Below are 13,326 nucleotides of genomic sequence, written 5' to 3'. Positions count from 1 at the left end.
GCGCCGGCGGCGGGCGTGCGGCGGGCGAACCGCGGGCGGCGCTTGTCAGTTCTGGGCGGCCGCCCTATGCTCGAGAGCGATAATCGAAGTGCGTGTTCATATAGAGAACAGCACCCCGCGATGACTTGCGTCGTCTCACATAGGAGTGAGGAACCACCCGTGCAGTTCCACCACCACGGATACGTGTCCACCGACCCGCGGATCCAGCCCGCCGCCGGCATCGGCCTTGATCGGCCGGAAGCGCTGCCCGACGAGGTCGACGTGCTCATCGTCGGCACGGGCCCGGCCGGCATGATCACCGCCGCGCAGCTCGCGCAGTTCGCCGATGTGAACGTGCGCATCATCGAGCGCCGCGGCGAGCGCCTGGCGATCGGCCAGGCCGACGGCATCCAGGCGCGCAGCGTCGAGACGTTCCAGGCCTTCGGCTTCGCCGAGTCGATCACCGCCGAGGCGTACTGGATCACCGAGATGGCGTTCTGGAGCCCCGACCCCGAGGACTCGTCGCGCATCATCAAGACCTCCAACCCGCTCGACGACCCGGCCGGCATCAGCGAGTTCAAGCACCTGATCGTGAACCAGGCACGCGTGCTCGACTACTTCGCCGAGGCCGCGTGCAATGCACCCGGCCGCGTCACGCCCGATTTCGGCTGGGAGTGCGAGCGGGTTGAGGTGACCGACGAGGGTGAGTACCCGGTGCTCGTGCACCTGCGCGGCACCGCGCACGAGCAGGAGGGGCAGGAGCGCACGATCCGCGCCAAGTACGTGGTCGGCGCCGATGGCGCACGCAGCAACGTGCGGCGCGCGATCGGCTGCAAGCTCGTCGGCCAGTCGGCGAACCACGCGTGGGGCGTCATGGATGTGCTCGCTGTCACCGACTTCCCCGACATCCGCACGAAGTGCGCCATCCAGTCGTCGTCGGGCGGCAACATCCTGCTGATTCCGCGCGAGGGCGGCTACCTCTTCCGCATGTACGTCGATCTCGGCGAGGTGCCCGAGGGCGGCGACGGCACGGTGCGGAGCACGCCGATCGAGGCGATCATCCAGAAGGCCAACGACATCATCGCGCCCTACACCCTCGACGTGAAGAACGTCGCCTGGAGCAGCGTCTACGAGGTCGGCCACCGCATCACCGACCGCTTCGACGACGTGCTGCCGGAGGATCGCGGCACCCGCACGCCGCGGGTGTTCATCACCGGTGACGCGTGCCACACCCACAGCGCCAAGGCCGGACAGGGCATGAATGTATCAATGCAGGATGGCTTCAACATCGGCTGGAAGCTGGGCCACGTGCTCGACGGCCGCGCCCCCGAGAGCCTGCTCGACACCTACTCCGGTGAGCGGCAGGTCGTCGCACAGAACCTCATCGACTTCGACAAGGAGTGGTCGACGCTGATGGCCAAGCCGGTCAGCGAGTTCGAGAACCCGCAGGCGGTCTCCGACTTCTACACCTCCACGGCGGAGTTCCCGGCCGGGTTCATGACCCAGTACGAGCCGTCGCAGATCGTCGGCGACGCCACCCACCAGGAGCTGGCGACCGGCTACCCGATCGGCAAGCGCTTCAAGTCGGCGCGCGTGGCGCGGGTGTGCGACACCAACCCGCTGCACCTCGGCCACCAGCACACCGCCGACGGCCGCTACCGCATCTACGTCTTCGCCGATCAGGCGAAGCCCGCAGACGCATCCGCCACGCGCGAGCTGGCCGAGTGGCTGCACGGCTCGCCCGAGTCGCCGATCGCCGTGCACACCCCCGCGGGGCGCGACACGAGCGCACTGTTCGACATCAAGGTCATCTACCAGCAGGGGCACCACGACGTCGTCATGACCGACGTGCCGGACGCGTTCAAGCCGGTCGTCGGACCGTTCGAGCTCATCAACCTCGAGAACGTCTTCGCGACGCTGGAGGACGAGGACGTGTTCGACGCGCGCGGCATCTCGCGCGACGGTGCGATCGTGGTCGTGCGCCCCGACCAGTACGTGGCGGCCGTGCTGCCGCTGACCGCCAAGGACGAGCTCGCCGCGTACTTCCGCGGCGCGCTGCTGCCCGCCGCGCGCTGAGCGCCCCGAGCACGCAAAAGAGCCCCGGTCCGTGGACCGGGGCTCTTCGTCTGTGACCCCAGCGGGATTCGAACCCGCGTTACCGCCGTGAGAGGGCGACGTACTAGGCCGCTATACGATGGGGCCGTGCTGCGCATCTTGCGTTTGCAACCTGGATAGTTTGCCACACGATTCGGCCGTGTGCCAAATCGGGTCGACCGCAGCCCGGATCAGGCGACGCGATGCACCTGCAGCGCACCCGGCATGATGCTGCAGCGCACCGGCAGTCGCCCCACGATCTCGCCGTCGGCGCAGACGATCACCGTCTCTTCGCTCGCGAGCTCCGCACTCTCGCACTCGACGATGTGCATGCGCGGGTCGGACTCGTGCCGGCCGCGGATCGCCTTGCTGAGCACCCGCAGGAACGCTGGGTACGAGAGCTCGTCCGCGAACACCGCGGTGAGCTTGCCGTCGCGCAGGTCGGCGCCGGGCGCGATGGGGATGCCGCCGCCGAAGATGCGGTTGTTGGAGATCGCGGCGATGAGCGTCCGCCAGGTGCGCTCGGCTCCCCCATCGAGCCTGACGCGGAAGGTGCGGTGCTTCGGCCGCAGCAGGGTCGCGAGGATCGCAGCCTGGTAGCGGAAGCGGCTCGGCACCTTCGCGAAGCGGAAGGAGCGCACGTTCACGTCGGCGTCGAAGCCGACCGAGACGATCCCGGCGGCGAGCGTGACGCCGTCGGGATGCTCGATGCGCACCAGGTCGATGCGATCGGGCTCGCTCGCGAGGATCGCCTCGAGTGAGTCGATGACGTGGCCGGTCGACCCCAGCTCGAGCGTCGCCGCCAGGTCGTTGCCGCTGCCGGAGGGCACGATCACCAGCCGCTTCGAGGTGCCACCCACGATGTTCGCCGCGAGATGCACCATGCCGTCCCCGCCGACCACCACGAGCACCTCGGCCTGGATCATGGCGAAGCGCGTCTGCTCCAGTTGCCCGGCGAAGTCAACGGCGACGATGTGCTGCACGTCATGGCCGAGGTCGGCGATGCGCGCCGCGACCAGCGCGCCGACAGCCTCGGAGCGGCCGAACCGCGCTGCGGGGTTCGACGCGACCACGATCTGCACGGAGCCAGCGTACGTGGCGCGTCGCCGCAGTCAGACCTCCTGGGCTCGCCGCGTCGGTGCCGCACCGCCTATCGTGGAGCACATGCGAGTGACCAAGCGAGAGCACGCCTGCATGATCCTGGCCGACGAAGGCCAGCAGCTCGTGATCGATCCGGGCAACCAGACCGGCCCCGTGTCGGCACCGGGCCTGGTCGCGATCGTCATCACGCACGAGCACCCGGACCATTGGGACGCCGAGCATCTCTCGGCGCTGCGCGCCGCGCATCCGACCGTGCCGATTTACGGCCCGGCCGGCGTCGCCGCGGCCGCCGAAGGCTTCGACGTCAAGGTCGTCGAGGCAGGCGAGCGCGTCACCGCGGGTCCCTTCCGGCTGCGCTTCTTCGGCGGTCAGCACGCCGAGATCCATCGAACGATCCCGCTCGTCGACAACCTCGGCGTGCTGGTGAACGAGCGCCTCTACTACCCGGGCGACTCCTACGCGGCCCCCGATGTGCCCGTGGAGCTGCTCGCCGCGCCGGCCGGCGCGCCGTGGCTGAAGATCGGCGACGTGATGGACTTCGTCGCAGAGGTCGCACCGCGCGGGACCTTCGCCGTGCACGATGCGCCGCTGTCGGAGATGGGCCTCGGCATGGCGCACGCACGGATCGAGGATGCGGTCACCGCGGCAGGCGGCGAGCACCACCGACTCCAGCCGGGCGACTCGATCGAGGTCTGACTTACGCCGCTTCCCCCGCCCCGGCTTCTCCATAGCTGAACGGCCTGTTCTATGCTTGAGCACAAGCATCACGACGGATGCGATGACGAGAGCGAGCGACGATGCCCGAGCATTCGGCGGCCAAGCCAGCGAGCGGCTCGCAGACGCTCTCGCGCGGCCTGACTGCCCTCTCGCTGCTCGCCGATCACGGCGGCCAGTCCATCCAGTCGCTCGCCGACCTGCTCGGCGTGCACCGATCGGTCGCCTACCGGCTCGTGCGCACCCTCGAGGAGCACCGGCTCGTCGTCCGCGACGCCGCCGGCATCCTCTCGCTCGGGCCGCAGCTGGTGGTGCTCGCGCGCGACGTGGAGCACGACCTGCAGTCGGCCTCGCTCCCCCACCTGCAGCAGCTCGCCGACGAGCTCGGCGTGACCGCCTTCCTCGCGGTGCGCGACGGCGATGACGCCGTCACGCTCGTCACCGCCGTGCCTCGCGGCGTCAACGCATCCGTCGCCCAGCACCCCGGCCATCGGCACCCCATCGCCCTCGGCGCCCCCGGCGTGGCCCTGCAGTCCATGCTGAGCGATGCCGTGTGGCGCGAGCTCGGCCACGACGAGCCGATGCACCCCGAAGTCGAGCGGGTCCGCTCGCGCGGCTTCGCCGTCAGCGCCAACGAGGTGATCCAGGGCATCACCTCGGTCGGCGCGCCGCTGCGGGCGCGGGGCACCACGGATGCGTCGGTCGCCGTGGTCACGGTCGGCGAGCCCGACGCGGACGCGCTGGGCGAAGCCGTGCAGCGCACCGCCCGCGCCATCGAGGCCGACCTGCGCTAGCGGGGTCATGGAGCTGCTCTCACTCGCCATCGCGGCCGTCGCGGTGCTCCTCGGTGCCGCCGGTCAGCGCATGATCGGCATGGGCTGGGGCCTCATCGTGACCCCGGTCGTGGCGCTCATCGCCGGCCCGCTGGCCGCGGTGCTGGTGGTGAACCTGTATGGCGCCGTCGCGTGCCTCATCATCCTGCCGCGCGTCTGGCACGACGTCGACTGGCGTCGACTGGCGTGGCTGCTCGTGCCCGCTGTGACGCTCATGGTGCCGGGGCTGCTCATCGCGCAGGCGCTCGACACCGATCTGCTGCGCGTGGTCGTCGGAGCGATCGCGGTCGCGGGCGTGATCGTCTCGGTCGGGGTGACCAGCACTGCCCGCCATCGTGACGGCCCTGGCCTGCGCCTGACGGCGGGCTCATCGATCGGCCTGCTGAACGCGAGCGTCGGCATGGGCGCGCCGATCGTCGGCCTCTACTCGCTCGTGTCGGGATGGCACGACAAGACCTTCGTCGCGACGATGCAGCCCTTCTGGACGATCGTGAGCGGCATGATCGTCGTCGTCCGGCCGTTCGTCGCACCCGAGGGCGCGCCGGACTGGCCGCTCTGGGGCTGGGTGGCGATGGTGGCGCCGGTCGCGGCCGGCGTCATCCTCGGCGACCGGCTCGCGCATCGGGTGAACCGCACGGCGGTGCGCTGGTCGATCATCGCGCTCTCGCTGCTGGGTGGCGTCTCGCTCATCATCGCCGGTTCGGTCGCGCTGCTCGGCTGAGCGCTCGGGCGCGCGATCGCGGGCATCCTGCCCCTTCCTCGCCGCCGCTAGTCTGGTGCCGGGGCCCCATTGGCGCGGCCGCTGAGGAAAGGTTGGCCGACATCTTCGACTTCCCGCCGCTCGAGGGCGAGACGCACGACATCATGAGCTGGCGCCGTGAGGTCGCGACGAACTTCGTGCCGCTCGACGTGCATCCGCTGGGTGACGACGAGTTCTGGGCGCAAGCCAGCCGCATCGACATCGGCGAGGTGTCGGTCTTCCGCATCACGCACACCGCGAGCGTCGTGGCCCGCACGCCCAAGCTCGTGCGCCGCAGCCCGAGCGACTTGATCAAGGTGAGCCTGCAGCTCGATGGCGAAGAGCTGATCGAGCAGGATGGTCGGGTCGCGCTGCTGCACCCCGGCGACCTCGCGATCTACGACACGTCGCGCCCGTACACGTTGCGCTTCGACGGCACGACCAGCCTGCTGGTCTTCACGTTCCCGATCGGCTACCTCGATCTGCCCCGCGATGAGCTCGCCGAGGTCACCGCGACCGCCTTCCCGCTCGAGTCGCCGCTGGGCCGCGTCGTCAACTCGTTCTTCGTCGACCTGGCGAAGAGCCTCGCCGAGCTGCCGGGCGAGCACGGGCAGCGCCTCGCCCGCACCGGGCTCGACCTGCTCATGACGCTCGTGTCGACGCAGCTGCAGCACGGCGTGCGGCGCGACCCGAAGCGACAGCTGCTGCACGAGCTGCTCGGCACCATCGACCGGCTGCTCGCCGATCCGTCGCTGTCGCCCGCTACGATCGCCGCGGCGCACTACATCTCGACGCGGCACCTGCACGCGGTCTTCGCTGAGCACAGCATCACCGTGGCCGGCTGGATCCGCGAGCGCCGGCTCGAGCACATCCGCCGCGACCTCGCGGACGCGCAGCTGCTCGAGCTGCCGATCGCGAGCATCGCAGCGCGCTGGGGGCTCGTGAACCCCGCCCACTTCTCCCGCCTGTTCCGCACCACCTTCGGGCAAAGCCCGAGCGAGTATCGGCTCGCCACGGCGCTCGAGCCGGCCATGGTGCCCGACGAGCGGGCGGAAGCAAGCAGCCTGCGCTGACGGGCAAGCGGGTGCCGACACCGCCCGCCTAGCGTGGAGGCCACGCTGGACGAGGAGGTCTCATGCCCGACACGACGCACACGCATGGCGCGCGCGATTCGAACCTGACCGAGGTGACGCATCCGCTGGCTCCGCTGGCGCCCACGGAGATCGAGCGGGTGCGCTCGGTGCTCGATGACGCCGGCGAGCTGCAGCCCGACACGCGGTTCCCGCTGCAGGTGCTGCTCGACCCGCCGAAGGCGCAGCTCGCGCAGTGGGGCGCAGGCGACCCGCTCGGTCGGCGCGTGCTCTCGACGCTGCTCGACACCGAGACGGGGCGCGTCCGCGAAGCCGTGGTCGCGCTCGACGACGACAGCCTGGAGTCGATCGAGACGCTGCCGACCGGCGAAGCGCCCTTCGGGCAGCCGCCCTACCTGTTCGAGGAGTACGAGCTCGTCGACGAAGTCGTGAAGGCGGATGCGGGGTGGCGCCGGGCGATGGAGGCGCGCGGCCTCGATGGCCTCGAGCGCGCGCTGGTCGTGCCGCTCGCGCCGGGCCAGTTCAACGAGCCCGACGAGGTCGGCAAGCGCATGATGCGCTCGCTCACGTTCATGCCGCCCGCCGAGGGCGACAACCCCTGGTCGTTCCCCGTCGAGGGCCTCGTGCTGCTCGTCGACGTCACCGAGCGCAAGGTCGTCAAGCTGGTCGACGAGCGCCAGGTGCCGCTGCCGCAGCTCGACGCGAACTACGACGACGCCTCGGTCGGCGAGCGCCGCACCAGCCTGAAGCCGATCGACATCACCATGCCGGAGGGTCCGAGCTTCTCGGTCGACGGCAATGCGGTGACCTGGGAGCAGTGGCGCTTCCGCATCGGCTTCTCGATGCGCGAAGGGCTTGTGCTGCACCAGCTCGGATGGCAGGACGGCGAGGAGCTGCGCCCCGTGCTGCACCGCGCGAGCGTGCCCGAGATGGTGGTGCCCTACGGCGACACGAGCGAGACGCGTCGCTGGATCAGCTACTTCGACGCCGGCGAGTACAACCTGGGCAAGAACGCCAACGCGCAGCAGCTGGGCTGCGACTGCCTCGGCGCCATCCACTACTTCGACGCCCACGTGGCGGCGGATACCGGTGAGCCGATCACGATTCCGCGCGCGGTGTGCATGCACGAGGAGGACTACGGCGTGCTCTGGAAGCACCGCGAGCTCGACGGCGAGACGACGCACGGTCGCCGCTCGCGACGGCTCGTGGTCTCCTACTGGGCGACCGTCGGCAACTACGACTACGGCTTCTTCTGGTACCTCTACCTCGACGGCTCGATCCAGTTCGAGGCGAAGGCGACCGGCATCGTCTTCTGCGGCGCCGACGAGCCGGGCGCGATCCTGCCGCACGCGACCGAGATCGCACCGGCGCTGTTCGCGCCGATCCACCAGCACATCTTCTGCGCCCGTCTCGACTTCGACATCGACGGCACCGACAACTACGTCGACCAGGTCGATCTCGTGCGCGTTCCGATGGGTGACCAGAACCCGTGGGGCAACGCGTTCGGCCACCGCCGCGACCGGCTGAGCGAGGCCGCCGGCGTGCTCGGCGACGGCGCGGTGGGACGCACCTGGCACATCGGCTCGTCGAGTCGAACGAACGCGGTGGGCAGGCCGACCGAGTTCCAGCTCATCCCGGAGGCGAAGGCGACGCTCATGGCCGACCCCGAGTCGACCGTGCACGATCGGGCGACCTTCGCATCGAAGCACCTCTGGGTGACCTCGCACCGCGACGATGACCTGTACCCCGCCGGCAGGTACCCGAACCAGCACTCGGGCGGCGCAGGCCTGCCGGAGTCGGTCGCGGCCGGCGGCGACGTCGACGGCGCCGACCTGGTCGTGTGGCACTCCTTCGGGCTCTCGCACATCCCCCGCCCCGAGGATTGGCCCATCATGCCGGTCGACTACTCCGGCTTCTGGCTGAAGCCCTACGGCTTCCTCGACCGCAACCCGGCGCTCGACGTGCCGGAGGCGGGCGGCGGCTGCGGCTGCGCGGCCGGAGCGTGCTCGTGCGACCACGGGCACTCGGCGCACGGCGAGCCCGAGCATGACTACGACGGGCACCATGGCCACCACGGCGACGACGGCGAGGACCACGTTGCTGTCCGCTGAGCGGCGCGGCCGCGGCGAGCACATCGGGAGGATGCGATGAGCGAGTTCATCTCGGTCGGCGATCTCGGTCGCGGCATGGAGGTGCATGGCGACGTGCTGCCGACGGTCGACGATCTGGCGGGTCGGACGCTCGACCTGGACGGCGAGCAGGTGTCGTTCGGCGACGACGGCACGGCCGACCTCGGCGGGGAGCGTGGCGCGGCCCACGTCACGTCGGTGCGGCCCGGGGTGCTGCTCGTGCGGCAGCTCTCGGGCCCGCGCGGCCTCGAGCTGCTCGTGCTCGCGGACGGCGGCTACACGCGGGTCTCCGCCCGGCTCCCCGACGAGGCGACGGCGCGGGAGAGCGCCTGGACGCGAGTACAGCGCGGCGAGGAGCCGACCGGGGTTGCCGCCGCCTTCCGGCACGGCCGGCTCGAACGCGGCGGGCGGCTCCACGCCCCGACCCGCGAGCTCGTCGGCATGCGCAACCGGTACACCTACTCCCTTACCGAGTCCTACGAGCACATCTACCTCTCGGAGCACCGATACACCTGGCACTGCCTCTCGGGCGTCGAGGCGGGCCTCGCCGACACCGACGCGTGCGACGCGATCAGCGTCGCCGACGGTCTCGTGCTGTTCGTCTGGCGGGAGAAGATCGTGCCGACCCTCGGGGCGGTGCTCATCGATCTGCAGCAGCTGCGGACGGACGGCGCGATCTTCGGCGACGACGCGTTCGAGCCCGGCAACGCCACGGTCTTCCCGGTTGGCAGCCGATTCGAGGTCGCGAACACCACCGCGTACCTCACTCCGGGTTCGTCCTGATGACGTGCGCGATCGTCACCGGAGGCGGCACCGGCATCGGCCGTGCCGTCGCCCTGCAGCTCGCCGCAGAGGGGTGGGACGTCGTCATCACCGGGCGCCGCGCGCAGCCGCTCGACGAGACGGCGGCGCTGGCGCCCAACCGCATCCGTGCGGTCGCGGCGGACGCCTCCGATGGGCGCGCGATGGACGAGGTCGTGCGGAGCGCGCTGGAGACCGGTCCGCTCGGCGCGCTCGTCACGAGCGCAGGCGGCCACGGATACTCCTCGGTCGCCGAGACCACCGATGACGAGTGGGCGTCGTCGCTGCAGGCGAACCTGACGACCGCGTTCGTCGCCTGCCGCGCGGCGCTGCCGGCCCTGGCCGACGGCGGCGGCTCGATCGTCATCATCTCGTCGCTCGCGGGCATCCGCGCGGCGCCGGAGACCACCGGCTACACGGTCGGCAAGCACGCGCTGCTCGGGCTGATGCGGCAGATCGCTCGCGACGGCGGCGGCAGCGGCGTGCGCGCCAACGCCGTGTGTCCCGGCTGGGTGCGCACGCCGATGGCCGACGACGAGATGCGTGTGCTCGTCGAGCAGGGGCGCGCCGCGTCGGTCGATGAGGCGTATGCGCTCGTCACGCGCGACGTGCCGCTCGGTCGCGCTGCGGAGCCTGCTGAGATCGCCACCCTCGTGAGCTTCCTCGCCAGCCCCGCGAGCTCCTACCTCACCGGCTCGACCATCCTGGTCGACGGCGGCGCGCACGTCGTCGACGTGCCGACGCTGGCCTTCGGGTAGCGACCGCCTGCGCAGACGCCCGCGACGCAACGCCGAAGCGGGCCCCGCCGAGAGGCTGGGGCCCGCTTCTTCGTCCCCGCGATCAGCCGTGGATGACCTGCGGCACACCCATCGCCTTGAGGCCGTCGACGCCGAACTCCAGGCCGTAGCCGGAGCCCTTCACGCCGCCGAACGGTGCCATCGGGTGGATCGTGCCGTGCGAGTTGATCCAGACCGAGCCGGCCTCAATGCGGGCAGCGACCTCGCGCGCGGCCGCCGGGTCGGCAGACCAGACGCTCGCGCCCAGGCCCGCCTCGCCGCGGTTCGCGCGCTCGATGGCGTCATCGACGTCGCGGTACTTGAGGATCGGCAGCGCGGGACCGAACTGCTCCTCTGACACCAGTGCCGCATCGTCGTCGAGGCCGTCGATGAGCGTCGCCGGGTAGAACCAGCCCTTCGCGTCACGGTCGGGCTCCCCGCCGAGCAGCACATTGCCGCCGCGCGACTTGGCGTCCTCCACCAGCCGGTCGACGACGTCGAACTGCTGCTCGGTCGTGAGCGGGCCGAGCACGTTCTGCTCATCCGTGCCGGCGCCCATCGGCATGGCGCCGGCGACCGCGACGAGCTCGCGCACCACGTCGTCGTAGACGTCCTCATGCACGTAGAGCCGCTTGAGCGCCGCGCACGTCTGGCCGGTGTTGATGAAGGCGCCCCAGAACAGGCCCTCGGCGATCGCCTTGGCGTCGACATCCGGCAGCACGATGCCCGGGTCGTTGCCGCCCAGCTCGAGCGTGAGGCGCGTGAGGTTGTCGGCCGACGCGCGCATGATCGCTTCGCCCGTGCTCGCCGAGCCCGTGAACGTAAGCTTGCCGAACGCGGGGTGGCTGCTGATCGCCTCGCCCAGCTCCCGATCGCCCGCGAGCACCGTGAACAGGCCCTCGGGCAGGTGCCGGTTCACGAGGTGCGCCGTGGCGAGCACGCTCAGCGGCGTGTACTCGCTGGGCTTCATGACGACGCCGTTGCCCATCCGCAGCGCGGGCGCGAACTGCCAGGTCGCGATCATCGCCGGCCAGTTCCACGGTCCGATCGCGCCGACCAGCCCGATCGGGCGGTAGTACATGGTGGCCTTCGCCTCGCCGTCATCGACGACGACCTCGGGCTCCAGCACGGTCGCGATGGTGGCGCGGAGCCACCCCACCACGGCGCCGACCTCGAAGCGCGCGCCGGGGCCGCTGAGCGGTTTGCCCTGCTCGCGCGCGATCAGCTGTGCGAGCGCCTCAGCGTTCGCCTCCACCTCGTCGGCGGCGGCAGCGAGCGCCGCGCAGCGCTCCTGGTCGGTCTTCGCCGCCCACGCCGGCTGCGCCGCCTTGGCCGCGTCGATCGCGCGCTCCAGGTCGTCGACCGTGGATCGCGGCGCGTGGGCGAAGACCTCGCCCGTTGCGGGGTCGACGACCGGCATGCCATCGGATGCGCTGACTGCGGCCAGCAGGGACTCGGTGGTCTCCATGGTTCCTCACTCTCCATCGAACAGGGTGTCGTCATCGTCGCATCGGGCTCGCGGGCACTGCCATGTTGTGCGCGCACACCGCTTGCGCAATCGTGCACGGTGCTCCGGCCCGCCTGCGGGAGCACGACGAAGGGGACCGGCCGGAGCCGATCCCCTTCGCGAATGCCCGATGCGCTCGGGCGCTCGGTTCAGCGGTTGTCGCGTGCGGCGCCGACGCCGACCTCGGTCGGCTCGCCGTCGCCCTTCTTCCAGTCCTCCCAGTGCCCGCCGTGCTCGAACTCGATGGTGAGCGGGATCTGCGAGCGGTCGCGCAGCAGCAGCGTGCCGACGACGGCGAGCACGACCATGCCGAGCAGGTAGACGACGATCGACCAGGTGGAGCCGGTCGCCTCCAGCAGCGCCTGCGCGATGGTGGGCGCGAACGCGCCACCGAACACGGCGCCGATGGCGTACGCGATCGAGACGCCGGAGAACCGCACCGAGGCCGGGAAGGACTCGGCGTACCAGGCCGCCTGCGCGCCGTAGGTGAGGCCGAGGCCGACACCCAGGATCGTCGTGGCGATCGCCACGCCCCCGACGCCCTGCGCGGTGAGCGTGAACAGCGGCACGACGCCCGCCGCGAGCGCCGCCCAGCCGATCAGGTAGAGCGGCTTGCGGCCGATGCGGTCCGAGAGCCAGCCGGCGAGGAACGTGAAGACCAGCCATGACACGGCACCCGCGAGGTTCGCTAGCTGCACGCCGACCGGGTCGAAGCCGTAGCCGCCCGCGTCGGTGGGCCGCGATGCCAGGCCCTGGATGTAGCCGCCGGTGGTCATGTAGCCGACCGCGTTGTTGCCCATGAAGACCATCGCGCAGAGCAGCACGATCGTGCCGTACTTCGTGAACACCTGCTTGATGGGCGCCGACTCCTGCTGGGCCGTCTCCTTGATCTCCAGGAAGACCGGTGACTCCTCGACCGTGCGACGCACGATGTAGCCGACGATCACGAGGATGATCGAGACGAAGAACGGGATGCGCCAGCCCCACTCGAGGAACGAGTCGCCGGGGAACAGGGCGCGGACGCCGGCGAGCACGCCGGTCGCGATGAGCATGCCCAGCGGCACGCCCGACTGCACGAACGAGCCGAACAGGCCGCGACGGTGCTTCGGGGAGTGCTCGATCGCCATCAACACGGCGCCGCCCCACTCGCCGCCGGCGGACAGGCCCTGCAGGATGCGCAGCAGCATGAGCAGGATGGGCGCGAGGATGCCGATCTGCTCGTAGGTGGGCAGCGCGCCGACCAGCGTGGTCGCCGCACCCATGAGCAACAGCGTGATCACGAGCATCGGGCGTCGGCCGAGCTTGTCGCCGAAGTGGCCGGCGAGGAAGGCGCCCAGCGGCCGGAACAGGAACGAGATGCCGATGGTGACCAGCGAGATGATCTGGCCGAGGCCCGGCCCCGCAGGCTCGAAGAAGAGCTGCGCGAAGACCAGATTCGCCATGAAGGCGTAGATGAAGAAGTCGTACCACTCGATGGTGGTACCGACCACGACGGCGGCGAGCACCTTGTTGCGCTCGCTCGAGCTCGTGTGCGTCGGGCTGTGGGACACGCTGACTCCTTC

11 protein-coding genes and 1 tRNA gene are annotated in these 13,326 nt (G+C 70.6%); 8 read left to right on the top strand and 4 right to left on the bottom strand.

Features of this window, described 5'->3' with window-relative positions:
* Positions 1 to 159: 159 nt before the first annotated feature.
* Positions 160 to 2,055 carry an FAD-binding monooxygenase gene (locus ABG090_RS03770; protein ID WP_347756544.1) on the top strand — a complete coding sequence of 632 codons (1,896 nt, stop codon included), beginning with the start codon at positions 160 to 162 and terminating at the stop codon, positions 2,053 to 2,055.
* A gap of 53 nt (positions 2,056 to 2,108) precedes the next feature.
* On the opposite strand, the gene ABG090_RS03765 is transcribed toward ABG090_RS03770, so the two are convergent.
* Positions 2,109 to 2,181, bottom strand: a tRNA-Glu gene (locus ABG090_RS03765).
* 83 nt (positions 2,182 to 2,264) lie between these two features.
* The gene (locus tag ABG090_RS03760; protein ID WP_347756543.1) at positions 2,265 to 3,155 is read right to left on the bottom strand and encodes a diacylglycerol kinase family protein; all 891 of its coding nucleotides are present in this window, start codon (positions 3,153 to 3,155) and stop codon (positions 2,265 to 2,267) included.
* 82 nt (positions 3,156 to 3,237) lie between these two features.
* Here ABG090_RS03760 and ABG090_RS03755 point away from each other — a divergent pair, with 82 nt between their 5' ends.
* The 7 genes from ABG090_RS03755 to ABG090_RS03725 all read left to right on the top strand — a co-directional run bounded on the left by ABG090_RS03755 (position 3,238) and on the right by ABG090_RS03725 (position 10,239).
* On the top strand, positions 3,238 to 3,870 hold the full coding sequence (locus tag ABG090_RS03755) for an MBL fold metallo-hydrolase (protein WP_347756541.1): 633 nt from the start codon (positions 3,238 to 3,240) through the stop codon (positions 3,868 to 3,870).
* 101 nt (positions 3,871 to 3,971) lie between these two features.
* Positions 3,972 to 4,682 (top strand): helix-turn-helix domain-containing protein, encoded by a 711-nt coding sequence (locus ABG090_RS03750; protein WP_347756539.1) that lies wholly within the window; start codon positions 3,972 to 3,974, stop codon positions 4,680 to 4,682.
* Positions 4,683 to 4,689: 7 nt separating this feature from the next.
* Positions 4,690 to 5,442, top strand: coding sequence for a sulfite exporter TauE/SafE family protein (locus ABG090_RS03745; protein WP_347756537.1), 753 nt, complete (start codon positions 4,690 to 4,692; stop codon positions 5,440 to 5,442).
* 92 nt (positions 5,443 to 5,534) lie between these two features.
* Positions 5,535 to 6,533, top strand: a complete 999-nt coding sequence (locus ABG090_RS03740) for a helix-turn-helix domain-containing protein (protein WP_347756535.1) — start codon at positions 5,535 to 5,537, stop codon at positions 6,531 to 6,533.
* A gap of 62 nt (positions 6,534 to 6,595) precedes the next feature.
* Complete coding sequence (locus ABG090_RS03735) at positions 6,596 to 8,662, top strand: primary-amine oxidase (RefSeq protein WP_347756533.1); 2,067 nt, start codon at positions 6,596 to 6,598, stop codon at positions 8,660 to 8,662.
* A gap of 36 nt (positions 8,663 to 8,698) precedes the next feature.
* Positions 8,699 to 9,463, top strand: coding sequence for a MoaF C-terminal domain-containing protein (locus ABG090_RS03730; RefSeq protein WP_347756531.1), 765 nt, complete (start codon positions 8,699 to 8,701; stop codon positions 9,461 to 9,463).
* Positions 9,463 to 10,239, top strand: coding sequence for an SDR family oxidoreductase (locus ABG090_RS03725; RefSeq protein WP_347756529.1), 777 nt, complete (start codon positions 9,463 to 9,465; stop codon positions 10,237 to 10,239). The genes ABG090_RS03730 and ABG090_RS03725 overlap by 1 nt, the downstream gene beginning before the upstream one ends.
* Before the next feature lie 82 nt (positions 10,240 to 10,321).
* Here the strand turns inward: ABG090_RS03725 and ABG090_RS03720 are convergent, their stop codons facing one another.
* Together ABG090_RS03720 and ABG090_RS03715 are read right to left on the bottom strand one after the other, a co-directional pair.
* Positions 10,322 to 11,725 (bottom strand): aldehyde dehydrogenase family protein, encoded by a 1,404-nt coding sequence (locus ABG090_RS03720; RefSeq protein WP_347756527.1) that lies wholly within the window; start codon positions 11,723 to 11,725, stop codon positions 10,322 to 10,324.
* Between the two features lie 188 nt (positions 11,726 to 11,913).
* Complete coding sequence (locus ABG090_RS03715) at positions 11,914 to 13,314, bottom strand: MFS transporter (RefSeq protein WP_347756525.1); 1,401 nt, start codon at positions 13,312 to 13,314, stop codon at positions 11,914 to 11,916.
* Positions 13,315 to 13,326: the final 12 nt, after the last annotated feature.

This window comes from Agrococcus sp. ProA11 (genome assembly GCF_039880525.1).
In the GTDB taxonomy this organism is placed as follows: Bacteria; Actinomycetota; Actinomycetes; order Actinomycetales; family Microbacteriaceae; genus Agrococcus; species Agrococcus chionoecetis.
The sequence above is the reverse complement of the archived record's forward strand: the minus strand, read 5'-3'. Positions and strand labels throughout refer to the sequence as shown.

Coding starts and splice junctions, on each gene's coding strand:
- ABG090_RS03755 (WP_347756541.1), top strand. CDS start 3,238: ATGCGAGTGACCAAGCGAGAGCACGCCTGCATGATCCTGGCCGACGAA.
- ABG090_RS03750 (WP_347756539.1), top strand. CDS start 3,972: ATGCCCGAGCATTCGGCGGCCAAGCCAGCGAGCGGCTCGCAGACGCTC.
- ABG090_RS03745 (WP_347756537.1), top strand. CDS start 4,690: ATGGAGCTGCTCTCACTCGCCATCGCGGCCGTCGCGGTGCTCCTCGGT.
- ABG090_RS03735 (WP_347756533.1), top strand. CDS start 6,596: ATGCCCGACACGACGCACACGCATGGCGCGCGCGATTCGAACCTGACC.
- ABG090_RS03730 (WP_347756531.1), top strand. CDS start 8,699: ATGAGCGAGTTCATCTCGGTCGGCGATCTCGGTCGCGGCATGGAGGTG.
- ABG090_RS03725 (WP_347756529.1), top strand. CDS start 9,463: ATGACGTGCGCGATCGTCACCGGAGGCGGCACCGGCATCGGCCGTGCC.
- ABG090_RS03720 (WP_347756527.1), bottom strand. CDS start 11,725: ATGGAGACCACCGAGTCCCTGCTGGCCGCAGTCAGCGCATCCGATGGC.